Genomic DNA, 24,408 nt, shown 5'->3' with positions numbered 1-24,408 from the left:
TTCGCCCCCTTCCGTACATGCACGGAACGGATGGGGCCTTAGCTCAGTTGGGAGAGCGCTTGCATGGCATGCAAGAGGTCAGGGGTTCGACTCCCCTAGGCTCCACCAAAAAACCGCTCTCTCAGATCTAGTCTATCGCCAAAGTGCTTACGGTGGGCACCTTCTCAAAGGTTGCCGGTTATTCATCCTGGGCCACACATAGACCCGATTGGCCGCCCCTCCTGCGCAAAAGCACTCAAGCTCTTCAGCAAGAGATACGTGCATGCAGCTAAGCTGGCTGGTGGTCGAAGTCGCGGATCTAAGTCGCGGGGCATGGATCGATCACGACCCACAGCCCTAGCAACGAGACTAACCGGATCATTTGCCAGCGAAATCCAAAGCCTGTTCGACCGCCGAAATCAGATCAGCACCGGGCACTGGTTTCATGAGCCGGGTGTCCTGGACCAGCTGACCGGTTTGCGGAAACATCGCTTCATTCGCATATCCCGACATATACACCACCGGCAGATCTGAGCGCCGCGCACGTAGTTCTCTGGCGAGATCGGGGCCCTGAAGCGTACCCGGCATGACAATATCTGTGATCAGAAGATCGAAATCCTCCTCCTCATCCCACATCCGAAGCGCTGCGTCGCCAGAGGTCGCCGGTGTCACAGAATACCCAGCGTTCGAAAGATGATGCGCCGTTACGTCGAGTACGGCAGGCTCATCCTCAACCAAAAGTATCCTCACACCACTTTGCGGCTTGGTTTCGGTGGGCGGGGAAATGACCTTGGTCTCGCTATCAACCGCAGAGCAGGCTCGGAAATACAGCTTGAATGTTGTTCCACGACCCCGCTCAGACTCCACATGCACCATGCCACCAGATTGCCGCATGAAGCCCTGAACCATGGACAGCCCAAGGCCCGAGCCGCTCCCCACCTGCTTCGTGGTGTAAAAAGGCTCAAATATCCGAGAGAGCTCTGAGGGCGCGATCCCTGTCCCGGTATCACTCACCGACAGCAACACATACTGCCCGGGTTCGACATCGTCTTTGTTGAAATCCGGCGAACCTTCGTCGAGGCGGATATTGGAGGACTCAATCGTCAACGTTCCGCCATCCGGCATGACATCACGCGCATTCAGAAAAAGATTCAACAGCGCGTTCTGAGCCAGCGATTGGTCCACTTCGACACTCCAAAGGTCCGTGGACAGTGACACCTCGACCGCGATGGACGACGGCAACACCCGAGAGGTCCAAGACTCAGTTTCGCGCACAAGCTGATTGAGATCGGTAGACTTAGGTGCGAGGCGGGACTGCCGGGCAAAACTCAACATATTTCTGGTCAATTCTGCGCCGCGGTTTGAGGCCGTCATTGCGGCTTCGATAAAGACGTCGTTCCCATTTTGGTCATTTTTTTCGCGAAGCAGTTCAAGGTTGCCCAGAATGACCGCCAGCAAATTATTGAAATCATGGGCCACACCTCCGGTTAGTTGCCCAACAACTTCCATCTTTTGGGACTGACGGAGCTTTTCTTCAGCAATGGTTTGCTCGGTAATGTCTTGCACGGTTCCGACCAGACGGACCGTCTTACCGCTGTCATCAACGACAGGCTTGGTCCGCTGGATAACGTTCCGAACCTCGCCAGACGGCAATTTGATGCGGTATGTCAGCTCATACGCTTTTTGCGTATCCCACGCCTCCATACCCGCTTGCTTGCTCTTGATGACATCCTCAGGAAAGCAGCGCTTGTAAAAGCTGGCGACTGTCCCGTCGAAATCGGCAGGCGTTATATCGAAAATACGAAAGGTTTCGTCGGACCAATACATTCTACCTTCGGCATCCACCTCCCAAGAGCCTAGTTTTGCGATCTTTTGTGCTTCTCGCAGGCGGGCCTCACTGACACGCAAAGTTGCTTCTGCGGCTTGGGTGCGGTCTCGCGCTCTAGCGACGAACAGAGCGCGACGCATGTTTTCACGGTACAACAACCACAACCCGACCACCCCGCCGACCAAGAGCGCAAAAGCACCGGCAAGAGCGACAGCCATCCGTGTGAGCGTATCCAACACGGTTTCTCGCAAATCTATCGCTTGAAAGGCCCAGCCGTTAATCGTGAACATGCTTGTCCGACGCATAGTCGGACGAAGGCTTTCGGCGCGCGCTGCGAATGCGGGCAAGGCAGCGCGCAACTCTGGGTCAGGCGCATCGATAATGCTGGTGGAGCTTGTAACGAACTCGGTCAATGCCGCCAAATCTTCGGTAAATACCGGATTGCCCCGCAGAGGCACGAGTAACTTTCCCTCGTTTAGGGTCTGTATCCGGCTATAAAATATATCGAAGGTAAGCCTGACCGGCGCCAGATCGGAGTCGTCGTCAATCTGCGCCAACGCCGTCTGGCGCAAAAACTCCAAGAACTCGATCTCGGTATTGTTCACCGTCCATTGCGGGTTTTCGGTGTTCCGTTCCTGAAGGACCTCCACCGTTTCGACGAGCTGAATCGCAAGAGCTATGGCAGCCCAAACGAGTAGGACGATCACCGTTGCAAGCAAGGCACCAAGAACCTGCCAAAGGACCCTACGGTTCTTTCGCGGGACTACTTTTGTTGGCTCAATCGTGGTCAAAAGGGCAATCCTAACGGACTTCGATGCGACTCAGCTGCCAGATTGCTCGCACGAAATATATCTCTTCATCGCCAGGCAAATCGTCAAAGTCATAGATCACCCAAAGCGGCCCCTTGTTGCGAACTGGCATACGATTGCCATCCTGCAAATACGCTATGATCGGAGCTTGGTCATTTGCATCACTGACCGGGATTTCGACGAGGTAGTTGTTCAGAGCCACCGCATGCAGAATTGTCCCCTGCGCGCCGACCATGTCGAGCACATCAGACAAAGCAGCGCCTGTGAATTCTGTCTCTCCCTCCGTCCACGGTGTAGACGTCACAATGACCTGCGCAGGCAAGGCTGCAAGCATCTCGTAGTCGATTTCCGCCGTGTCGCCGGCATTTGTGTGCGCAATCTCGCCCGAGATCGTCAGCAGAACGTCCCCCGTCGGCGCCGACAGACCTTCTGCCCGGCCCGCGGACGGGCCGATTTGCGAGAAAAAAGTGACCAAAATCGCAAAACTCAGCACTGAGGTTGTATCCAACCAAGACGTCCACAACCTACGCATTTCATGCCCTCCTTAGGCCAAGGAACCACCGGCTCAACGACTATAATCGGCCAAAATTTTGAAGGGCAACTGAAATTCCTTCTGCTCTCCGTAGGGTCACTCGGGGCTTGAGACGCAGTTTTGACACAATCCCTTCCTATCCTCAGGTCACTGTCTGTATTTTTGAAGGTGAAGGATCATGCAACGTTTCTGGATACTTGGTGGTTCACTTGTCACTGTCATCGCCGCTTTGAAGACCTTTCTGGTCAGCAATCTGGTTCTGACGGACGTATCGCTCTCAACGCTTTCCGGGCTCTTTGCGCTGTTCTTTGCGCTGACGGCTGTGGTGGCCTACGTGACCTACACGCAATTGCGAAACCTGCTGGAAAAGCAGCGCAAGGAAAAGCTGGTTCCAGGTGCCGGAGAGCCCGTCGCCAAGGAAACCGTCATCCTCAAGCACGCACCAAGCTGGGGTCTCTCAAAATCAGAGGCCGACGTTGCGATCTTTGTGGCTAAAGGTTTTTCAAACGGCGAAATCGCAGAGATGCGCGGCAGCGCGGTCGCAACGGTCAAATCCCAACTCAGCAACATCTACAGCAAGTCGGGCCTAGAAACACGCTATCAATTGATCGCTTTCGTTACCGACGAGGTGGTGAACATGGCCAAAATTCCTTTAGACCTGCGCGACAGGGCCACGGCCAAGATCGCAACGGCAGAGGCCCTGCCTCTGGCATCGCGCGCAACCGAAGTCGCCTAAAGCACGCGCTACTACTGCACCAACCTGACACGCTCGCAATGGTGGCCTGTCAGGTTCAACTCACCTGCCCCAACGGTCACACCAAGGCTTGCCAGTGTTGTATCCAGCACGGCATCCAAGGGTGTTGTCACCGCTGACAGCAGCGCGCCAGGCAGACTCTGAAGCAGCCCCTCCACAATCGGCGCAACGAGCCCCGTCACCAACCCGGCCTGCCCGGGCTTGACCCGGATCTCCAGATGTTCAGGTGAAAGCAGTTGTCCGACAGCGGTGCCAAGCACCTGCGCTGACCCAAAGGTCCGCTTTGTGTCACCTGCACCTACTTCGGCAAAGCTGTAGTCCACCCGCTCGACCGCAGACTGGCCAAGACTGACATGCGAGCGCGCCTGCACGACCAGATCGCTCAGAACGATATCAGGCAACAGAGGCACCGGGATCGTGATGCGCACACTTAGAATATCCGCAAAGTCGACATCACCTGGTGCAATCGCATTGCCGGTTTCGAACGCAACGCTGCCGAGGATCAGGGTTGCAATCGCCGAGCCGTTCGCCGGATGAAGCGGCGTTGAAGACACCAAAACAGACGCCGCCACGGCGTCAGGGTCTTGGTCCGCGCAACTCAAATGATCCAGTGTTGCTGTGGCTCCGGCCAGTTCCGTCGTCACGGGTAGGTGCAGGGACAAAGCCTCAATGCCCACGCCCAATCCGCTCAGAAGCTGAGGTTCAAGCTCTGCGTCGATGTCGACGCGGGCGGCAGCCCGGTGCAGTGTGACACCCTCTTCGCCGAGGGCCATCCACCCCGATTGCGCCGGTGGGCCGCCCGCGCTCACACCCGCGTTCACGTCCAGGAAACCGGGCACGCCGCCCGCCAAATCCAGCGAGGCTTGCGAAGGTTCGGCCTGCACGATTGCTTTGATGATATCGAGGACAGACAGGTCGATGTCAGTCAGAAACTCGGTCACTGTCAGACCAAGCGCTGTATCAATCCCGCCAACCACGGCGCTGACATCGACTGTCCGCCCTTGCCCGGCGCTGGCCAGCCCTTGAAGGGCGCTGCCCAACCCGGAAGGCAGCAGATCTTGCACTGCGCCGATCAGCGCGGTGACCGTCACGGTCTGGTCCAATATCTCTGCCGGATTTGCCGTTTCAGACCCGCCCAGCGCCTGCATCAGATCACCCAGATTAATGGTGGCCTCTGCAAGGATCGCCATGTCACCCATTGCAATCTGGGCTGATGCGCCGAAGGCATCTGTCAGCGCAGAATTCAGCGCCGCACCGTCCAATCCGACGAGGTGACTGCCAAGCGAAAAGCTTGCAGCGCCCGTGCGGATCGCCATGCCGGATCGGTGAATGGCCACAGTCTCTCCATTGGCAAAGACCCGAGCGAAGTGCAGCGGTGCGTTATCTGAGACCACCGTCCGGACGGCATTGATCCCAGCCGAGCCGGGCGTCAGCGGCTGAAACCGATCTTCACGCGGCACAGCTGGATTGCGCAGGAACCGCCCTTGCTCAACCGAAACAAGCGTTTCCTGCCGCCGCCCGTTGACCGAAACGGCGTGGGCTGCGCGCTCATCCGCGTTTGCGACATCGGCCATGGCACTCATCGCGGCCAGATCGCTCATGCCTTGCACGCGGTCCGTGTCCCGATAGATCGAGGCGACATCGACACCTAAGGCCACAAAGCCCATCAACACGGTCAGCATCATGGCAACGATCACCGCCACGGCGCCGCGTTCATCATGTGCAAAGCGGCGCAGGTTTCTCAGGCGTTCAGTAAGCAAGGTAGGCACTCCCGCGCACAGTGGTCAGCCCCAACCCCAGAAACCCGTTGGCCACATCCAAAAGCGTCCCCTCGGCCGCATAGCTGACATAGACCGTCATGCCGGGCACCGGGTTGCCGTCATAGGTCAGCGACGTGGTCAGCGCGTCATCGGTCAAAAGCGGATAATGTGTTCCGGCCTCTGCCAGATATGCGTTGGCGAGGCTGCGCCGTTCGGTTTCGTCGAGGCCGGCAACCGAAGCCCGCGCCGCAGCGGTGGCCAGCTGTTGCACCGATTGGCTGACGCCGATGTAAAACCCAAGCGTGACGACGCCGAAAAGCAGGGCAAAGAGGATCGGCGCAATCAGCGCAAATTCGATTGCAACCGCACCGCGATCGTCTCTCCGCAGGCGCTTCAAAAATCCACGATCCAAAAGGGATTTCATCGTCATCAGCCTCCGTTCAGAATGTTGTCGATCACGCTCAGCGCTGCGGGGCCAACCAGCACGACAAAGATCGCAGGCATGATGCAAAAGATCAGGGGGATGGTCATGATGACCGGCAACCTTGCGGCGCGTTCTTCGATGCGTGTCAGGCGGTTCGCGCGCTGTTCGGCAACAAGGACGCGCATCGCCTTGGCAAACGGGGTGCCATAGCGCTGCGACTGAACAACCGCGTGAATAAAGACCGACACCTCAGGCAAAGGCACCCTTTGACCCAGCTTTTCATAAGCGCTGCCCGTGTCTGCCGTCATCGACGCCTCAGACACCATTTGAAGCAATTCACTGGCCAGTTCGGGGCAACCGCTCCGCATTTCGCGTGCGACCCGATGCAAGGCCTGATGTGGTCCCAGTCCCGCCTCAGAGGAAATTACCAACAGTTCGAGGAAATCGGGAAAGCCAAGGCGAATGGCCTCAAGCCGCGCCTTTTGTTTGGCGTCGACATACATGTCCACGGCCTTGGAAATCCCCAACGCCGCCCCGATCACCAACGTCACCGGCCCCATCAGCGTGAGATCGAGAGTGCGTGTCAGCAGTAGCCAGAGCAAGCCGGAAACAAAGGTCAAAACCGGCAATACAGTCTTGGCAAACGCATATAGGAGCAAGGCATCGCGACTGCGAAACCCGGCCACGGCAAGCTTTGCAGCGGTCTCTTCAGCCTCTCCTCCGAGGAACGCTTCTAGCCGTTCGCCCAATTGCGTGACAAGGCCGCGCAATCGCCCCGCCCAATAGACGAGGCTGCCGGTTTGAGCAGACCCTCGCGCGCCAGACCAGCTTTCGCCGGCCTCATAGCGGTTTAGCCGATGCAGGATCTGCGCACGTTGGCGTTCCGCAGCCATCAAGGCCGCAAATCCAAAGAGGATCAGAACCAGTCCAACAAATGAGATCACCGCGATGTTGTTCAGCACGAACTCAGACATGTATCTTCCCCATGCGGACCATCACGAACACACCAAATGCCACACCGGCGATCGCGATTGCCGCCATAACCTGACCCCGCGGGTCGCTGTAAAGCGGCTCGATATAACGCCAGTTCAGCAATGAGATCGCGGCGAATACGGCAAAAGGCAAAGCCGCTAGGATCGTGGCACTGGCCCTTGCCTCTGATGTCAGCGCGCGCGCCTTCTTGCGCAGCTTGCGCCGCTCACGAAGTTGGTTGGACAGGTTCTCCATCGTCTCAATGAGGTTTCCGCCGTTTTCGGCCTGAAGCGCTGTGGCAACGGCAAAGAAACTGACCTCGGGGGTGCGCAGGCGTTGCTCCATCCGGGCAAGGCTGGTGGGAAGATCGGTTCCCATCGCGATCTCGCCGTGGCAGCGCGCGAACTCGGTTTTGGCAGGGCCTTCGACCGTGTCCACCACAATGCCCAGACTGTCGACAATGGGGCGCCCGGCGCGCAGTCCACGCACGAAAACGTCCATCGTTTCAGGCAGCGCTTCGGTAAATGCGGCACGATACCGGCTTTGCGCCGCACGCAGCACAAGAACTGCAGCACCAATCGCCATACCGACGGCCACCGGAACGGCCAAGACCGGATGAACCCCCGAAAACAGGACCATCAGGCCATAAAGACCAAGAGTACCCAAAGCGACCTGAAGGAGAACTTCGTTCACCGTGGCCTTCAACGCCGTGCGCGCCAACTCCGCCTCGAGGCGCACCAGAACACCGTGCGGCGCAGCGCGTTCTTTCGTTGGCGCGTCGGATGCATCGATCGTAACCACCGGTTTGCCCCGATCCAGACGCGCGCGCAGCATCTGCCGCGTGCGATCCGCATGGATCAGCATAAGCAAGCCCAGTGCGACAAACACCACGACAGCTGCGACCAGAAGTATTAGGGCACCCGTCATCGTCTATCCTTTCAGCAAAGCGTCAAGATCATGCCCGACCCCATAATCGGCCGCGCGGGATGAAAATTTCGGTCGATATCCTGAGTATCGAAAGCTCCCGCGCACCTCGGTTCGGCTGCTGTTAGGATCAACGTCAAAGGTGAACAGGTCTTGCAGGGTGATCACGTCTCCAGCGATGCCGACGACCTCGGAAATCGACGTGATGCGGCGTTTGCCATCCCGCATGCGCGATACTTGCACGATCAAGTGCACCGCATCCGTCAATTGCCGCCTGACAACGCCGGTGCTCGGGTCGAACCCGGCCAGCGCCGCCATGCTTTCAACGCGGGTCAGCGCCTCGCGCGGCGAGTTCGCGTGTAACGTGCTCATCGAGCCGTCGTGACCCGTGTTCATGGCCTGCAATAGGTCGAGGACCTCATCGCCGCGGATTTCGCCAATGATGATCCGATCAGGCCGCATCCGCAGCGCGTTGCGCACCAGCGTCCGCATGGTGACTTCACCCACGCCTTCGACGTTGGGCGGGCGGGTTTCGAACCGGACCACATGCGGCTGTTGAAACCGAAGTTCTGCAGCGTCTTCGATGGTGACCAGCCGCTCACCAGCCGGAATGTATTCTGACATCGCATTCATCAGCGTTGTCTTGCCGGAGCCCGTGCCACCCGAAATCAGGATGTTCAGCCGCAGGAGCGCGGCAATCGCCAGGAAGCCCGCCATCTGCGCAGACAGCGAGCCACCTTTGACAAGGCTGTCCAATTTGACTGGCGTATCGGGAAATTTGCGGATCGTGATCGTCGGCCCGTCGATCGCCAACGGCGGCACGGCGACGTTGACACGGCTTCCATCCTTCAGGCGGGCGTCGACCATGGGTTGGCTTTCATCCACCCGACGGCCGACATCGGCGACGATCCGGCTGGCCACAGCAAAGACATGCGCATCGTCGCGAAACCTCACCGGCGTCAGTTCCAGCTTACCACCGCGTTCGACAAACACCTGCCTCGGTCCGTTCACCATGATGTCGGTCACGGTCGGGTCGGACAAAAGCGGCTCCAGCGGACCGAGGCCAAGCATGTCTGCCAGTACCATCTTGACCAGATCACTGACCTCACGCCCGTTCAGGCGCAGTTTTCGTTTTTCACTCAGATCGCGGATCGCGTCGTGGATGCGGGCATGCTGATCTTCGCGCGGCAGAGCTGCCAGCTCGGTAAAATTCAGAGAGTCAGACAGCTCTTTCACGACTTCGCTGCTGATCCCCATCAGATCGACGTCTGGCGCAGCAGGTTTCGGGGAAGGCGGGACGACCGCCGGAAGGGCTGCGCTGCTAAAGGAATGTTCAGGCTCGCCACCTGTCTCTGGCGCGGTCGCCTGGTCGTCATGCTTAACATCAACGGGCGTGCGTAACGCTGAGACCTTGGGCGCACCACCCGCACTCAGCGCCGTCGTCGCCTGTTCCAGCACCTGTCGTTGCTCATGCAGGGACATCGGCGCGTCGGAGGCTTCCAGCACCAGCGACAAGGCTGTGTTGGCACGCTCCTGCGCGCTCCAGCCGTCATGGCTGATCTGCTGCGCAATCCGCAAAACAGCGTCGAGCACCGTGTCATCCGTGCGCGGCAAGGTGTCGGGGTGATCTCTCACTTGAAGAGGGCCCAGCGCGACTTGGCCTTGGTTTGTGTGTCAGTGGCCGCTGACCAAACCTTGCGGACCGACTTGGCCCATGCCCCGCGAGGTTGCTGTTCGATCAATGGCCGCGCGGCGCGATGCGCCTTGGCAAGCACGGCTCCGCATTCAGGAAGCGTGACCGCCATTCTTGTCTTTAACGTCCGCTCAATATCCTTGGCAGACAGCCGCGCATCACGGCGCAGGTCCGCCAAGACCGGAACAATCCGCGTCTGCGGTGCCTCAGTCGTGATCTGCGCCATCAGACGGCGTGCGGTGTAAACACCGGCAAAGCCGGCCGGCACCAAAAGAACAATGGCGCTCATGGCTTTGGCAAGGCCCGGCTGCCGCATCAGCGTGGCTCGTGGAATGTCTGCAATGACGCTCTCGAACGCTGCGCCCAAGCACGTGCTGAGCGCCGGCAACCCGGCTTCGAACTCCTTGCTGGCCTGAACTTGTGTGACCTGACCAGAATAAAGCGACAGGCGCTCTTCCACGTGGTCCATCGTGGCATTCAAAAAGGTCTGGTCGACGCGATCCGTGGCCGCGAGGGCGTCCAGCAATCCGGAGGTCTCTTCGCGCCCGAAATCGATGGCTTGCGTACCGAACTCAAGATCGGCGTCCAGCAACGCGGTGTGCAATCCGGGGCCTTTTTTGCCGCTGGCATAGGCCGCGAGGTTCTGCGCAAGCAGGCTGGCTCCAACGCCGCCTGCGGTACCGACAATACCGACAACGGGGCCCTGGGTGGCAGGTGCTGCAACGGCCGCGACAGGTTGGCCGCGTGGGTCAAGCGATGGCGCAATACATGCCAGCGCCACCTCTTCGGCATCGGCGGGCATCGTGAAATACTCGGCTGCACCGGCATGGCGAAGCGCGCGGTAGCTGGCAAGGTCGGTGGCATGCCCCAGAACGATCACACGCAGGTCGTGTCGGTCCAGTTCGGCCACGCATTCACATGCCATGGAAAGGGGGATGTCGCCCATCTCTGCGAGGATCACGCCGCCGCCCAACACCTCGGGCGAGAGCCGCGCTGCACCGCTTAGCCCACCACCATGCAGATTGTCTGCCGCTATGTTCGCCACGGCAAAGATGTCGGAGGCAACCTGTGCACCTTCATCGCTACAGATATAGGCAGCAAGATCGCGGATTGGGGGGGTGCTCTTGGTGTCAAACGGCATGAGAAAGCTCCTCAGACGAATGGGAGATTGGAAGGTCATGGGGATGCGCAGGCGGGACGTTGAAACGCCGAGCCCGCCCGCGCTTGGAGGATCAGGTTGATGGTGGCGCTTCGATACCCGCGGTCTCAAGTTCGGTGCTGATCGTGGTGAATCCGACTTCGGTCTGGTCACCGAGCGTGGCGACGATGGCCACGATGCCTGCACCGACAAGAGCAGCAAAGAGCCCGTATTCGATGGCGGTCGCGCCCTCTTCGTCCTTGGCAAAGGAAGCGATCATTTTGCGGATAAATGTAGGTTTCATTGGTCAGTCTCACTCATGGTTGGATGGGTCGGTGTGACCCGGGATGAGAAGACAATGCGCCCTGCAGCGGCATTCAGATATCCGCCGAGGGTCGGAAAAAGCCAAATAGAACCAGTGTATTGACGGCTTTCATACCAAGGTCTGATGGGATGCAGGCCGAATTGTGGTCGCGATAAGGCAGGCTGTGTCAGCAACATGCCGACAGCAATTTGATACAACCTTGGGTTCCCAAGCTTGCGGGGATGCGGTTTCTTTTCGACCCGCCAAATGCCCGCTGCATCGGCTCCACGAAGGTTAGGGTCAGCCCCATTCGAAGGACGATTCGCGCAGGCAACCCCGATCACAGGCGGCAGCGTGTCTTCTGGGGTCTTTGCAAGTCGGAATTACAGGCTAAAGTATGCGGCATAAGGTTCGCACCAAAACAAACGCGATCCACATTGGGAGAACATCATGAACAAATATCTGGGCCGCGCCTGCGTGGCGGCGATCTGTGTTGCGTTCGGCACCGAAGCTTTGGCAACTGAATGGAATGCCTCGCTCTGGGGTCAGCGTCGTGCCTTTACCGAGCATGTCGAGAAACTGGCGGAACTGGTCAGCGAGAAAACGAACGGCGAATTCACCATCAATATTGCCTATGGCGAAACCCTGTCGCGCAACCGCGAAAATCTCGACGGGATCGAAATCGGCGCGTTCGAGATGGCGCAGTTCTGCGCAGGTTATCACCGCGACAAGAACCAAGTTATCACCGTTCTGGAACTGCCGTTCCTTGGCGTGGCCAACCTTGAGGAAGAAGTCGCCGTTTCGGCAGCCGTCTACAACCATCCGGCAGCCGCAGAAGAAATGTCACAGTGGAATGCGAAACTGCTGATGACCTCGCCTATGCCGCAATACAACCTCGTCGGCACCGGTGAGCCACCAGCAACGCTGGCAGACTTTGAAGGTATGCGCGTTCGTGCAACAGGCGGTATCGGCAATGCGTTTTCATCGGTTGGTGCAACACCAACGTCCGTGACCGCATCTGAGGCCTATCAGGCGATGGAAAGCGGCGTTGTGGACACTGTGGCATTCGCCCAGCACGCGCACCTGTCATTTGGCACCATTAACGAAGCTGACTGGTGGACTGCCAACCTGAACCCCGGCACCGTGAACTGCCCGGTCGTGGTGAACATCGACGCATACGAGTCGCTCTCGGATGAACATCGCGCTGCCCTGGACAGCTCGGTGCCAGAGGCGCTGGACTGGTACCTCGAAAACTACGGCAACCTGCTTGAGCGTTGGGACAGCGTTTTGGCCGAAAAGAACGTGACCAAGGTCGAGATGGATGACGCCGTGCTTGCCGAATTCCGCGCGACCGCTGCTGATCCGATCCGTGAAGAGTGGATCGCGAGCATGGAAGGTCAGGGCCTGCCCGGTCAGGAACTCTACGACCTCGTCGTGACCACGCTGGAAGAATTCCGCGCCAACGGCTCGTAATCCTTCACTGGGCGCGCGCCAGCATGCGCCCATTTCAAGACTGCAGAGCGCCGGGTCACAAGGCCCGGCCTCTCACAGACTGAAAGCCCGTCCATGCCTGCTTCAGCCACCGTCCTAGAGGACAGCTCGCTCCTGTCGCGCCTAGACCGCATGCTTGTGCCCGTTGAACGCGCGCTTGCCTTCGTGTCAGGCCTTGCCGCGTTTTCCCTGATGTTTCTGGCGGCCTATTCCGTGGCAGGTCGTGAATTCTTTGAAAGCCCCCTGCCCGGTTATGTGGACTTTATCGAAGCGCTGATGCCCATCATCGCGATCCTGGGCGTGAGCTATGTACAGCGTGACGGCGTTCACATCCGCATGGATATCGTGATCGGGCAGCTATCCGGTCGGCTGCTCTGGATCATTGAATTGATCATGGTCATCTTGATCCTTGGTCTGGTTCTGGCCCTGCTTTGGGGGTCATGGAGCCATTTTGACCGGTCGTTTGACTGTGCCCGCCCCTTCTGTTCTCGCGACAGTTCCATCGACATCGGCCTGCCGATTTGGCCATCCAAGCTGATCGTGCCGGTCGCCTTTTTCGTCCTGTCCCTACGACTGATCCTGCAAATATGGGGCTACGGACGCGCCGCTATCTTGGGGCTTGAGCGCCCCGTCGCCGTTCCTCTCGTGCAATCCGCCGCTGAACAGGCCCATGCCGAAGCCGCCCAGTTGGAAGGCGCTGACAAATGACCCAGACCGAGATTGGATTGTGGGTCACCGGCGGCATGCTCGTGCTGGTCTTTCTGGGCATGCGCGTGGCGTTTGCGGCGGGCATTGCGGGGTTCGTCGGGTTGGTCTGGGTCCGTTGGAACGGCTTTGACTACGACCCGGACCGCTTCTGGAAATCGCTCGAAATCAGCGTCAAGCTCGCGGGTCAGGTTCCGCATTCAAAGGTATCGGCCCATGCCTTGTCGCTGATCCCGACCTTCATCCTGATCGGCTACCTTGCATACTACGCCAAGCTGACCCAAGCGCTGTTCGAAGCCGCGAAACGCTGGATCGCTTGGGTACCTGGTGGGCTAGCCGTGTCGACGGTGTTTGCCACCGCAGGCTTTGCCGCCGTTTCCGGCGCGTCCGTCGCAACAGCGGCAGTTTTTGCCCGCATCGCGATCCCAGAGATGTTGAAGATTGGCTACAACAAGCAATTCGCTGCCGGAGTCGTAGCTGCAGGCGGCACGCTGGCCTCTTTGATCCCGCCATCAGCCATCCTCGTGATCTACGCGATCATCGTAGAACAGGACGTGGGTAAGCTGCTGTTGGCAGGCTTCATCCCGGGCATGTTCTCGGCCTTTGTTTACGCCGCCCTGATCATCGGCATCGCGATGACATTCAAAAACGTCGGACCACCGGTTCGGGGCTTTACGTGGAGCGAACGGTTCGCATCGCTTCCGCCTGCCCTGCCCATCGTTCTGGTGGTCGTGATGATCATCATGTTCGTCTACAACCCCTTTGGCGACGCATGGGGTACCCCGACCGAAGGCGGCGCCGTGGGTGCGTTCATCGTGTTCCTCTGGGCCGTCGCGCGCGGAATGAAGTTCGGTCAGTTGAAAGACGCGCTGGTTGAGACGGCCAAGCTGACGGTCATGATCTTTACGATCATCTGGGGTGTGTTGATCTATGTACGGTTCCTTGGCTTTGCTGACCTTCCGGGCACTTTCGCTGACTGGATCAGCGGGTTGGAATACTCGCCATGGCTCATTCTTGTCTGCATCCTGCTGGCCTATGCCGTTCTTGGCATGTTCATGGACGCGATCGGGATGCTGCTACTGACCCTGCCGGTGGTGTTCCCGGCTGTCATGGCACTGAACGGAGGCGAATTCGTCAGCGCCGAAGAGGCCGCGTTTGGCATGTCAGGCCCGATGTGCGCGATCTGGTTCGGGATACTCGTGGTCAAGATGGCAGAGTTCTGTTTGATCACCCCACCGATTGGCCTGAACTGTTTCGTGGTCGCGGGTGTGCGCGAGGATCTGACCGTTCAGGACGTGTTCAAGGGCGTGACTCCATTTTTCATCGCCGACGCGATCACCATCGCGCTTTTGGTGGCCTTCCCGGCGATCGTGCTGTGGCTCCCCTCGCTTGCGTAGGATTTGACACAAAGGCCCGGTGGATCATCGCGCCGAATTAACAACCGATTAAGAGACACCGCCCAAACCCATCGCAGGGGTTTGGGAAGGTGTGGTTGTGGTGCAATTCAGCATTGTGGGCACGATGACGTCTGGGTTGCTTGGACAGCATCACACGACGGCAGAGATGTGGTATGACGGTAGCGCGTTGGTGGTGCAGAACCTGTTGGGCGGTGGGACAACCACGCTTTCGGTGACGTCAGACGCCGCCGCGCGTGTCGTGACTCAGGTTGAGACCACCGCAACCCAGATGACAGATGCGCGTTGGTTCTCCGGAACCTCGTTGAGTGTCGCACGCTCCGATCTTGACGTCGTCTCGGCCGTTGAGACCTCGCAAAGCCTCACGATCTATGCCGAGCAAAGTGGTGAGTTTTCGGATGCCATCGAAGCGCTGGCCATCAGCGTCGGGAACCGCGACTTCATCGTGATGGCGCAACCGACTGGCGGCGGGTTGGCGTGTTATTCGTACGATGGCACCCACCTGACGCGGGAAAACGCGCAATGGGACAAGCCAGACTCCTATATGTCCGGCATATCGGCGCTCAGCACGGCGCGCATGGGCAATCAGACCTATGTGATTGCTGCCGGGGCCAACGACAACGGCATCGCGGTGCTGCACCTCAGCAGCAATGGTGACATCACGCCGATATCCGCCATCGGCTATGACCAATTCCTACCGGTCTACACGGTCACATCCGTTGACGTGGTGCAAAGCGGAACTGAAACCTTTGTGTTGGTCACAGCCTCTGACACCTCAAGCCTGACGGTCCTGCGCCTGTCTCATGACGGGACGCTGACCCCGGTTGACCAAATCATGGATGACCGCACGACCTGCATGGAAGGCACCGCCGTCATGGAGAGCTTTTCCCATGGCGAGCGAGTTTATGTGCTGGTCGCAGGACAGGATGACGGGCTAAGCCTTTTTACCCTGATGCCGGATGGCCGCCTGATACATGTCGAAAGCATCGCCGATACGACCGATGCGGGGCTGAGCAACATCAACAATATCGAGGTGGTGCAGACAGAAGATACCTTTCAAGTGTTCGTCACATCGACACAGGAAAACGGCATCACTCAGCTTGAGTTGGACTTGGGTCCACCCGGCGTGATTGCAGAGCATGTCGGGACACTCACAGCGGGCGCAGGGCACGACATTCTCGTGGCCGATGACAGTGGCGCCACTCTGGATGGCGGGTGGGGCGACGACATTCTGGTAGATGGCGCAGGGCTCGATACGTTGACGGGTGGCGGTGGAGCGGACTTGTTCGTGATCGGGGCTGATGGGCACCGGGACATCATCACGGACTTTGATCTGGCAGAGGATCGGCTGGACCTCTCGGCATGGGGGTATCTCAGGGACATCTCGCAACTGACGATCACATCGCGCAATGACGGCGCGGTCATCGCGTTCGGGGCACATTCTCTACGCCTGTTTTCAGCAGATGGGCAATCGCTCGACCCTGACGCATGGACCACCGCACATGTTCTGAACGCCACCCATGTGGACTTGAGCTATGTTGGCGCGACCTACGCGTTTACCGGCGACGAGATCACAGGCACCGACGCCTCAGAAACACTCGCGGGCGGCGATGACCGGCAAACCATCCGGGGCCGCGACGGCAACGATGTCCTCATCGGCGGAGAAGGAGCCGACAGGTTGGACGGTGGTGCCGGCCACGATGAGGCAAGCTACGCACCTGCCGGATCAGCCGTCTTCGTCAGTCTATTGAACCCCGAAACAAATACCGGACAGGCCGAGGGCGACAGCTTTGTGTCGATCGAGGGTCTGATCGGGTCAGCCTTTGGCGATGAGTTGATCGGGGACAATGCGGCGAACACTCTGGATGGCGGCGACGGTGATGACGTGCTGCGCGGTCTGACTGGGGCCGATACCCTCTATGGGCGCGACGGAGATGACTGGCTGGATGGCGGGGACGGCCATGATGTCATCCGCGGCGGAGACGGCAACGACGCCGTACTGGGGCGCGATGGCAATGACCGGCTTTATGGTGAGGCGGGCGATGACAATATCGCAGCCCATGACGGCGATGATCAGGTCTATGGCGGGGACGGCAACGACCTGCTTGGCGGCAGCTTTGGCAACGACACCATGTATGGCGGCAATGGAAATGACATCATCGGCTCAGGTCCCGATGATGACTTCATCTTTGCAGGGAACGGCGATGATGTCGCCAGTGGGGGCTGGGGCACCGATCAGGTCGAAGGGGGTGCTGGCGACGACACCTTGGCCGGCAGCTATGGCAACGACATCGTTCGCGGCGGTGCTGGCAATGACAGCCTTGGCGGCGGCACAGGCACGGATGAATTGTACGGAGATGCAGGCGACGACCTGCTCGGCGCGGGTGACGACGATGACCGTCTCTATGGCGGAACGGGCAACGACTTTTTGGGCGGCGGCGCAGGTAATGACCGGATGTATGGCGGCACCGGGCAGGACACGTTGAATGGCGGTGACGGAAACGACACGCTTTATGGTGGAGCCGAAGGTGACATTTTCGTCTTCAATAGCTTCACCCAAGGAGAGCGCGACATCATCCGCGATTTCACCTTGGGTGAGGATGCCTTGCGCATGAAATACGTCGTCGGCCGCTTTGACGGGCTAGACATCTCCGACGTGACGATTGGCGGAAATCACTACGCCCAGATCACCTATCGCGGGCATGACATCCTGCTTCAGGACGTCATGGCCGACGATCTGGATGTGTCTGATTTTATCTTTCTCGGCTGAAGCAGGCCGCCCCGGTCCGTCTTTGGTTAGTCAGTTGTTGATGATCTCGCGATACCACCGCGACAAGAGGATCAAGCCAATCAGGCAGGTCGTCCCGGCCACCCCGGCCACAAAGGGGATCGACACATAGCTTGCGTCATAGGCGGGATAAACGGCGCGCCGTGCCAACCCAACCACGTGAACGAGCGGATTGAACCAAAGAAGGTCGCGATAGGGTTGGGGTACGCTTTCAAACACAAAAAAGATCGTCGAAACGATGAAGAGCGGCCTGTTCGCAATGGCCCAAACGCGTTCCCACACGGGAAACAGCGAAACCAATGCGCAATTCAGCGTTCCGACACCGAGACCCAGCAAAAGGGTCAAGCCAAAGGCAATCGTCAGCGTCAGATAATCGAAGGCGGGCTCCACCGCGAAAATAACAACAATCCCTGTCAGGACAATGGCGGCAACCACACACTCGGTCAGCCCGTTCAAAACAAAGCGCGCCATGAGCGGGTCGGTGAAACGCACGGCCGGGTAAAACAGCAGCGGCTTGGAAAACCGGATCGCCACGGTCAGCTTGTTCGAGAGGTTCAGGTAAGCCGCATAGATCAGGAACCCCGTTGCATAAAACAACGGAAAGCTCTGGCCCAGCGGCGGTGCCGAAAAGGCCAGCGTGAAAACGAAGGTCAAAAGCGCAATCCCCGCGACCGGTTCAAGCACCGCCCAGATATAGCCGCCGGGCGAGCGACCATAGGTGGTCGCCATTTCCCGCAGGATCAAAGCCATGATGATCGGCCCCGTCGCCGGACGTGCACGCGTGGCACGCGCAAGGTCGGGTAGTGTCTCCGGGTTTGAATTCGGCATCGGGAAATCGCTCCTCAGCCTCCGGTGTCGCTGCCCCGCGATTAAGAAAGGGTGAATGAAGTGCAGAAAACTGTTCCAAAACCTGCGCCCGACGCCTTGCGCATCCCTGGGCATTCTCCGTCGCCCAAGGTTCAGGCTTTGCTGCGTCGCACCCGTCCCGGCACAGGGCTACCCAGCGGGTTCTCGCCTTTGCCGCCCGCCGAACCGCTCCCGCGCCAGCGCAGGCCTCAGACCAATACCTCCTTGCGGCAGGGGGCTCGCAATCGGCGCTTGTGGACGTCGTTCTTGCTCTGCGTTGCGCTTCCTGCTGCGCTGGCGGTGTATTACCTCTTTGCTGTCGCAGCGCCGCAATATGCCTCTTATGTCGGGTTTTCGGTCCGCTCCGAGGAAATCGCCTCACCCGTCGACTTCCTCAGCGGGCTCGGTGAGCTGTCTGCCGCGTCAAGCACCGACGCAGACATCCTTTTTGATTACACACGGTCTCAGGCGTTGGTTTTGGCCGTCTCCGGCACGACCGATTTGGAACGCGTATGGCGCGTGCCCTCGGACCCTGTGTTTGGCTTGGGCGACAGTCCGTCGATTGAGGCTTTGCACAGGCATTGGCGACGGATGGTAAAAGTAGACTACGACCCGAATTCTCACCTCATCAAAATCCGCGCCTTGGCCTTTTCCCCAAGCGACGCGCAGGCCATCACGCAGGCCGTCTATGATGAAAGCGCGCGGATGATTAATGCGCTGTCCGACAGCGCACGACGTGACGCCACCGCATATGCCCGTGCGGATTTCGAACGTGCGCAAGACGATTTGCGCGAAGCGCGACTGGCGATGACAGCTTTTCGCGCCCGCACTCAAATGGTCGACCCGGCCGCGGACATTCAAGGTCGCATGGGCGTCGTTTCATCCCTGCAAGAGCAATTGGCACAGGCCATGATCGAATATGACGCGCTGGTCGCTGCAGACCGTCCCAACCGCGCATTCGCCCGCCAAGAGGCGGACAATCGCATCGCCATCATTCGAAACCTCATCGCAGAGGAACGGGCCGCGCTGACAACGCAAACCACGGCAACAGGAACAAGCTATGCGGGTGTGGTCGCAGAATTCGAACGTTTGACCGTCGATCTTGGATTTGCTCAGGACGCCTATGTCGCCGCTCGCGCTGCGCTGAACGGCGCAGAGGCCGAAGCCCGGCGCACCACACGATACCTCGCGGCCCATGTGCCACCTACCCGCGCCGAAAGCGCCAGCTTTCCGCGCCGCTATGTGCTTTTGAGCCTCATCGCAGGAGGTTTTTTCCTGCTCTGGGCCATCGGCTCAATCCTGTTCGCCGCTATTCGGGATCGCCGATGATTACGCTCTCAGGGGTTTCGAAACGCTATGGCCGCGGGGCCGGTGCCACGGTCGTGGCCGACAACATCTCGGCCCGATTTCGCGGCGGTCGATCCATTGCGCTTTTGGGATGCAACGGGGCCGGAAAATCCAGCCTGCTGCGCATTATCGCCGGGACGATGGACCCCGATCAGGGCCGCGTCGAGACCTCTGGGCGGGTGTCTTGGCCCATCGGGATCACGGGCTCGTTCCACGGTGACTTGAGCGGCAGGCAAAACATCCGCTTCTTGGCGCGGGTCTATGGGGTTGATGCCGCATCGATGGTCGATGCTGTCGAATCCTTTGCGCAGATTGGGCGTCATCTGCGCCAGCCAGTCAAAACCTATTCCGCGGGCATGAAGGCGCGGCTGGCGTTTGGCTGTGCGATGGCCATTCCCTTCGACACGTATTTGGTCGACGAGGTGACATCCGTCGGTGACGCCGGGTTCAAGGAAAGGTCAAAGACACTGTTTCTGGATCGCATGCAGCGGGCGGGAGCCATTGTCGTATCGCATACCTTGCCGCTCTTGCGTGAGATTTGCGACGAGGCGGTTGTCCTCTCACAAGGGCGCATCACACACTACCTTGATGTGGAGGCTGCCATTGATCATCACCTGTCTCTGATCAGAAATCGTCCCAATCCGCATCACGCTTAATGGCTTCTTAAACCCATGCCGTCACGGTCGGTCCCAAACAGGTAGCCCCGGTGGAGGATCGTGATGACGCGCATTTGCGTTGTAATGGCTGTGTATCAGCCAAATGCAGAATTTCTGCTTCAACAACTCGCATCCATCGCGGCCCAGACTCATACACAGCACGATCTGCTTTGCGTCATCGCCGACAGGACGTCGGATGACCTCGTCGTGAAAACCGCCCGTGAGGCCGGGTTGGATGTGCTCTTGCTGCGTCCCGACACTCCGCTTGATGCCGTGCGGGCGTTTGAATTCGGTTTAACCCGGGCTCTGGAGGCTTTTCCCGACACGCAGTTTTTCGCGTTGGCGGATCAGGACGATATCTGGTTGCCATCGCGGCTTGGTGACGGGTTGGCGGCGTTAAAACGTGCGGACACCGATCTGGTGCATTCGGACGCGACGCTGATCGACCACCAGGGTCGGCAAATCGGCCAGTTCCTTTTTCACTATGACAAGCGCCCGCAGCGCGATGATGCGCGGTCGCTTTTATGCGGCAACACGGTCACCGGCATGACCGCCTTGTTCCGGCGCAGTGTCGTGGAACGCGCTTTGCCCTTTCCTCCGCAGGACGGGGTGCATTTCTACCACGACCTTTGGCTTGCCCTGATCGCCGCCGCGGGTCGCGGCATCACACGCCTTTCCAAACCGCTGGTCGCCTATCGCCAACACGAGACGAACACGCTGGGCGCATCAAGGGGTCAAGGCCCAGCATCCTTGCGCGAGGCTGCCGCGAGCTATGCCCTCGCGCGCTTCCTTGCCATTTCCCTGCGGCAACGCGTTGGCGAAACGCGTAATTTGCGGCCGTTCTGGAAACCGACCCATGCGGTCCGCTTTATCGGTGACGCGGCCCGACATGCCGCAACAGGTCGCTTCGGGCCCGCCCGTCAGGCAATAATCTTTGCAGCGATCAGCGCCGCACGTCCGGCATGGGCCGTGGGGCGCGCGGCGTCAGGATTGGGGCCCAAGGCCCTGCGCGGGGAACTTACACGTCTTGATGAACGGCTTTATGCAATGTCACCCGGACAACAGCCGCATGCCCCTGAATCCGAAGGCACAGAGCAAAGTGCGACGCAATCGGCAGAGCCGTGGTGGGTGCATTTTGATCCTCGCACCCGGTTGCGGTGGACGCCCGCATTTACCGCGCCGCGCCCTGCCATCAATGTCCTTGTCCCAAGTTTGAACCCGTCCGAAATATTTGCAGGCATCGCGACGGCCATCGACCTTGGACTCTTGCTGGCCAAGAGGGGCCATGCGGTGCGTTTCATTGCCACGGACCTGCCGGTTGCTGCACCTGCCGCCTCACGTGCCTTTGTTCTGTCTCGCGCCTCACAGCCCGCGGTCCGCGACCACGTCACCCTGACCTGCGGGGTCAAGGGCGGCACCTTGCCGACGCATCCAGGGGATCTGTACGTCGCAACCGCGTGGTGGACGGCCCACCTTGCACAGACGCTGACGCAGGACCCGCGTCTCCGTGCGCGAGATTTTTACTATCTCATTCAGGACTACGAACCTCTGTTCTATCCGTGGGGGACAGAACATGCAGGGGCTTTGGCGTCCTACGATCTGGGTGCGCGCCCGGTCTTTAATACCCGCCTTTTGGCCGATTACACGCGGATGCAAGGGCACCGTTTCGCCGCCGAACCGCTGGTCTTTGCGCCATCCATCAACGTCGCCCAATACGCCGATTTGCCCCGCCCAGATCGCCGTTCGCGCAGAAAACCACGGCTGGTCCTCTACGGACGCCCAGAGGTGCCGCGCAATCTTTTCCCTCTCGCGATTGAAAGCCTTGGTCGCTTCGTGGAATCTGAGGGCCTGACCAAATCCGAAATTGAAATCGTCAGCCTTGGCCTCAAGCACCGCAACGTGCTCTTGCCCGGCGGGATTGAGGTGCAGTCGCGCGGCAAACTGCCTTGGTCAGATTATCCCGGCTTTCTGGCCAATAGCGATGTTGGCCTCTCGCTCATGATGTCCCCTCATCCCAGTCATCCGCCGATTGAGATGGCCGCCGCTGGCATGCGGGTCGTCACAAACCGCTTTGGCCCCAAGGATCTTGGCACATTGGCCCCGCATATCCTGTCGTCGGATATGACTGTGCCAGCCTTATCTGCCGCGCTCAGCCGCGCCTGGCACATGCCTGAGCCGACAATAGCGCAACGCGGCATCTCTCTCACCGCGCTGGGACACTCGCTTGATCATGTGGCGTGCGCCATTGATGCCCGTCTGAGCGAAGGGTCACAAAGATGCGCCGCCTGATCCTGCATGTCGGCGCTCCGAAATGCGGCTCGACCTTTCTCCAGCGTGTGATGCTCAAGAACCGGGGCAAGCTGTGTGACCTTGGATTGAATTACCCGCATCTTGGCCCCGGTCATCCCGGCAATGGCGAGGTCATCTATGAGGTCCCCGAACCGTGGCTGACCCGCCAATTCGAACGCGCGCCGATACTGATGTTGTCGCACGAATTGTTGTTCGCGCAGGCCGCGCGGGCCACCCGTCTGCGGCATCTGGTCGAGCGCATGGATGTGCAGGTCGATATCACCGCCTTTCTGCGGCCTTTCGATGAAATCATTCTTGGCGATTATTCGCAGACCCTGCGCCAGAATCTACCAGCATTTATCGAAACCGGGCGCGCGTTTCACGGGCGCAGCTTTCGGCAATTTGCCTGGGCGCGGCAGAAGGATATCCAACCGGCAGATTTTCTTGCGGCGTGGCAAACCGCCCTGCCGTCAGCACGCCTGCATTTGGCCCACCATCGCGACATCCGCGCGACGCTGACCCAATTGATCCCCGCCACGTCCGCCATGGACTGGACCCTACCCGCATGGCGCGCCAACCCATCCTTGTCGCGGATCGCATGCGAAGACGCGCTCGCCGCTGCGCTGAGCCCTGCGGGCGGTTCAAAGGCTTCGATCACCAAAAATCCGCCGCCCTTTGCAGATGAACGCATGCGCGCATGGCTTCGCGCCATCTTTGACCCGCAACGCCACGCCTTGATTGAGACCTTCGGTTTCGATGTGAATGACCTCTCTGGCAATGCAGAGATCGCCCATGCCGCATGAGCGCGTGGCGATTTTGATGGCCACCCTGAATGGTGCGGCCTTTGTAGACGCCCAGATCAGATCGCTTGTGTCTCAAACCCACACGCATTGGCGGCTCTGGGTATCTGACGATGGGTCGGTTGATGACACGCTGGGCATCATTCGCCGCACCGCCGGTCGCAAGCTGGCGCGTGTGATCCGTGGGCCGGGTGCGGGGTTTGCTCAGAATTTCCTGCACTTGCTGCGTCAGGTGCCTGCCGGCCACTACGTCGCGTTTTGCGATCAAGACGATATCTGGCACAGGGACAAACTGGGCCGCGCATTGACCCAACTGCGCGGAAACCAAGGACCGGCGATGGTGTGCGCGGCGACCCAACCCTGTGATACGGCGTTGCTGCCGATCGGCCCTCCTGCGTATCGCGATGCGCCAAGGCTGTGTTTTGAAAACGCGCTTGTCCAGAATCAGGCACCCGGAAACACCATCGTGCTAAACCCTGCGGCAGTGGCCGCCCTTAAACCAGCCAGCAAAGCGGCTTGGGCTGTGCCCGCCCATGACTGGTGGGCCTACCTCTGTCTGAGCGCGATGGACGCCCCCCTTATCTGGGACCCGACACCGGTTGTCCTCTACCGACAACACGCCGCCAACGCGATTGGCAGCAATCAGGGTGCGCGCGCGCGGATGCGGCGGATACATCGGCTGCTGAACGGCACTTACGCGGGCTGGATCAGCGCGAATCTGTCTGCGCTGCGGCCGATCCACGAGCAAATGCCGGATCGCAATCGCCTACTTCTTGAACGTTTTTGCCGATCTCGCAGGCACCCTGCCCATCGGCGTGTGCAATTTGCCATCAACCCGCCTGTCTGCCTGTCAAATACGCATGCGCAGCGCGCATGGCAGGTCGCGCATGCTTTGGGATGCACCTAGCCGCCTCACAAGGGTTGCAGCACACCCGCGCCTTTCGTATCGGGACG

General features: G+C 59.5%; 20 protein-coding genes and 1 tRNA gene. 11 read left to right on the top strand and 10 right to left on the bottom strand.

Annotated elements, in window-relative coordinates; genetic code table 11:
* Positions 1–32 precede the first annotated feature (32 nt).
* Positions 33–108, top strand: a tRNA-Ala gene (locus tag FE702_RS14125).
* 249 nt (positions 109–357) lie between these two features.
* On the opposite strand, the gene FE702_RS14120 is transcribed toward FE702_RS14125, so the two are convergent.
* Together FE702_RS14120 and FE702_RS14115 are read right to left on the bottom strand one after the other, a co-directional pair.
* A complete protein-coding gene (locus tag FE702_RS14120; RefSeq protein ID WP_147126971.1) occupies positions 358–2,514 on the bottom strand; it encodes a PAS domain-containing hybrid sensor histidine kinase/response regulator in 2,157 nt (718 codons plus the stop codon).
* A gap of 94 nt (positions 2,515–2,608) precedes the next feature.
* A complete protein-coding gene (locus tag FE702_RS14115; protein WP_147126970.1) occupies positions 2,609–3,148 on the bottom strand; it encodes a putative pterin-binding protein in 540 nt (179 codons plus the stop codon).
* Between the two features lie 178 nt (positions 3,149–3,326).
* On the opposite strand from FE702_RS14115, the gene FE702_RS14110 reads away from it, so the two are divergent.
* Positions 3,327–3,884: a helix-turn-helix transcriptional regulator gene (locus tag FE702_RS14110; protein WP_147126969.1), complete on the top strand. Its 558-nt coding sequence runs from the start codon at positions 3,327–3,329 to the stop codon at positions 3,882–3,884.
* An 11-nt stretch (positions 3,885–3,895) separates the two neighbouring features.
* Here the strand turns inward: FE702_RS14110 and FE702_RS14105 are convergent, their stop codons facing one another.
* The 7 genes from FE702_RS14105 to FE702_RS14075 form a co-directional block, all read right to left on the bottom strand.
* On the bottom strand, positions 3,896–5,662 hold the full coding sequence (locus FE702_RS14105) for a TadG family pilus assembly protein (protein WP_147126968.1): 1,767 nt from the start codon (positions 5,660–5,662) through the stop codon (positions 3,896–3,898).
* Positions 5,652–6,092 (bottom strand): TadE/TadG family type IV pilus assembly protein, encoded by a 441-nt coding sequence (locus FE702_RS14100; RefSeq protein WP_147126967.1) that lies wholly within the window; start codon positions 6,090–6,092, stop codon positions 5,652–5,654. The genes FE702_RS14105 and FE702_RS14100 overlap by 11 nt, the downstream gene beginning before the upstream one ends.
* Positions 6,092–7,060 carry a type II secretion system F family protein gene (locus FE702_RS14095; protein ID WP_147126966.1) on the bottom strand — a complete coding sequence of 323 codons (969 nt, stop codon included), beginning with the start codon at positions 7,058–7,060 and terminating at the stop codon, positions 6,092–6,094. The genes FE702_RS14100 and FE702_RS14095 overlap by 1 nt, the downstream gene beginning before the upstream one ends.
* A complete protein-coding gene (locus FE702_RS14090) occupies positions 7,053–7,985 on the bottom strand; it encodes a type II secretion system F family protein (protein WP_147126965.1) in 933 nt (310 codons plus the stop codon). The genes FE702_RS14095 and FE702_RS14090 overlap by 8 nt, the downstream gene beginning before the upstream one ends.
* A 3-nt stretch (positions 7,986–7,988) precedes the next feature.
* Entirely contained in the window at positions 7,989–9,617 is a 1,629-nt protein-coding gene (locus tag FE702_RS14085; RefSeq protein WP_255449696.1) for a TadA family conjugal transfer-associated ATPase, read from the bottom strand.
* Positions 9,614–10,816, bottom strand: coding sequence for a CpaE/TadZ family protein (locus FE702_RS14080; RefSeq protein WP_147126964.1), 1,203 nt, complete (start codon positions 10,814–10,816; stop codon positions 9,614–9,616). Before FE702_RS14080 ends, FE702_RS14085 begins: the two co-directional genes overlap by 4 nt.
* Positions 10,817–10,907: 91 nt before the next feature.
* A complete protein-coding gene (locus FE702_RS14075; protein WP_147126963.1) occupies positions 10,908–11,117 on the bottom strand; it encodes a Flp family type IVb pilin in 210 nt (69 codons plus the stop codon).
* A gap of 450 nt (positions 11,118–11,567) precedes the next feature.
* Here FE702_RS14075 and FE702_RS14070 point away from each other — a divergent pair, with 450 nt between their 5' ends.
* The 4 genes from FE702_RS14070 to FE702_RS14055 all read left to right on the top strand — a co-directional run bounded on the left by FE702_RS14070 (position 11,568) and on the right by FE702_RS14055 (position 17,498).
* A complete protein-coding gene (locus tag FE702_RS14070) occupies positions 11,568–12,590 on the top strand; it encodes a C4-dicarboxylate TRAP transporter substrate-binding protein (RefSeq protein ID WP_147126962.1) in 1,023 nt (340 codons plus the stop codon).
* A gap of 93 nt (positions 12,591–12,683) precedes the next feature.
* Positions 12,684–13,316, top strand: coding sequence for a TRAP transporter small permease subunit (locus FE702_RS14065; RefSeq protein ID WP_147126961.1), 633 nt, complete (start codon positions 12,684–12,686; stop codon positions 13,314–13,316).
* Positions 13,313–14,710 (top strand): TRAP transporter large permease, encoded by a 1,398-nt coding sequence (locus tag FE702_RS14060; RefSeq protein WP_147126960.1) that lies wholly within the window; start codon positions 13,313–13,315, stop codon positions 14,708–14,710. The genes FE702_RS14065 and FE702_RS14060 overlap by 4 nt, the downstream gene beginning before the upstream one ends.
* A gap of 100 nt (positions 14,711–14,810) precedes the next feature.
* Positions 14,811–17,498, top strand: a complete 2,688-nt coding sequence (locus tag FE702_RS14055; RefSeq protein ID WP_147126959.1) for a calcium-binding protein — start codon at positions 14,811–14,813, stop codon at positions 17,496–17,498.
* A gap of 30 nt (positions 17,499–17,528) precedes the next feature.
* On the opposite strand, the gene FE702_RS14050 is transcribed toward FE702_RS14055, so the two are convergent.
* Complete coding sequence (locus tag FE702_RS14050) at positions 17,529–18,344, bottom strand: ABC transporter permease (RefSeq protein ID WP_255449695.1); 816 nt, start codon at positions 18,342–18,344, stop codon at positions 17,529–17,531.
* A 60-nt stretch (positions 18,345–18,404) separates the two neighbouring features.
* Here FE702_RS14050 and FE702_RS14045 point away from each other — a divergent pair, with 60 nt between their 5' ends.
* The 5 genes from FE702_RS14045 to FE702_RS14025 all read left to right on the top strand — a co-directional run bounded on the left by FE702_RS14045 (position 18,405) and on the right by FE702_RS14025 (position 24,361).
* On the top strand, positions 18,405–19,691 hold the full coding sequence (locus tag FE702_RS14045) for a KpsE/RkpR family capsule polysaccharide export protein (RefSeq protein WP_147126958.1): 1,287 nt from the start codon (positions 18,405–18,407) through the stop codon (positions 19,689–19,691).
* Entirely contained in the window at positions 19,688–20,365 is a 678-nt protein-coding gene (locus FE702_RS14040) for an ABC transporter ATP-binding protein (protein WP_147126957.1), read from the top strand. Before FE702_RS14045 ends, FE702_RS14040 begins: the two co-directional genes overlap by 4 nt.
* Before the next feature lie 63 nt (positions 20,366–20,428).
* The gene (locus FE702_RS14035; RefSeq protein WP_147126956.1) at positions 20,429–22,654 is read left to right on the top strand and encodes a rhamnosyltransferase WsaF family glycosyltransferase; all 2,226 of its coding nucleotides are present in this window, start codon (positions 20,429–20,431) and stop codon (positions 22,652–22,654) included.
* Entirely contained in the window at positions 22,642–23,457 is an 816-nt protein-coding gene (locus FE702_RS14030; RefSeq protein WP_147126955.1) for a hypothetical protein, read from the top strand. Before FE702_RS14035 ends, FE702_RS14030 begins: the two co-directional genes overlap by 13 nt.
* Positions 23,447–24,361, top strand: coding sequence for a glycosyltransferase (locus tag FE702_RS14025; protein WP_222611817.1), 915 nt, complete (start codon positions 23,447–23,449; stop codon positions 24,359–24,361). The genes FE702_RS14030 and FE702_RS14025 overlap by 11 nt, the downstream gene beginning before the upstream one ends.
* Positions 24,362–24,408: the final 47 nt, after the last annotated feature.

Origin of the sequence: Shimia ponticola, from assembly GCF_007995215.1 — a bacterium.
Lineage (GTDB): Bacteria > Pseudomonadota > Alphaproteobacteria > Rhodobacterales > Rhodobacteraceae > Shimia_B > Shimia_B ponticola.
This window is presented reverse-complemented; position numbering and strand designations above follow the sequence as displayed.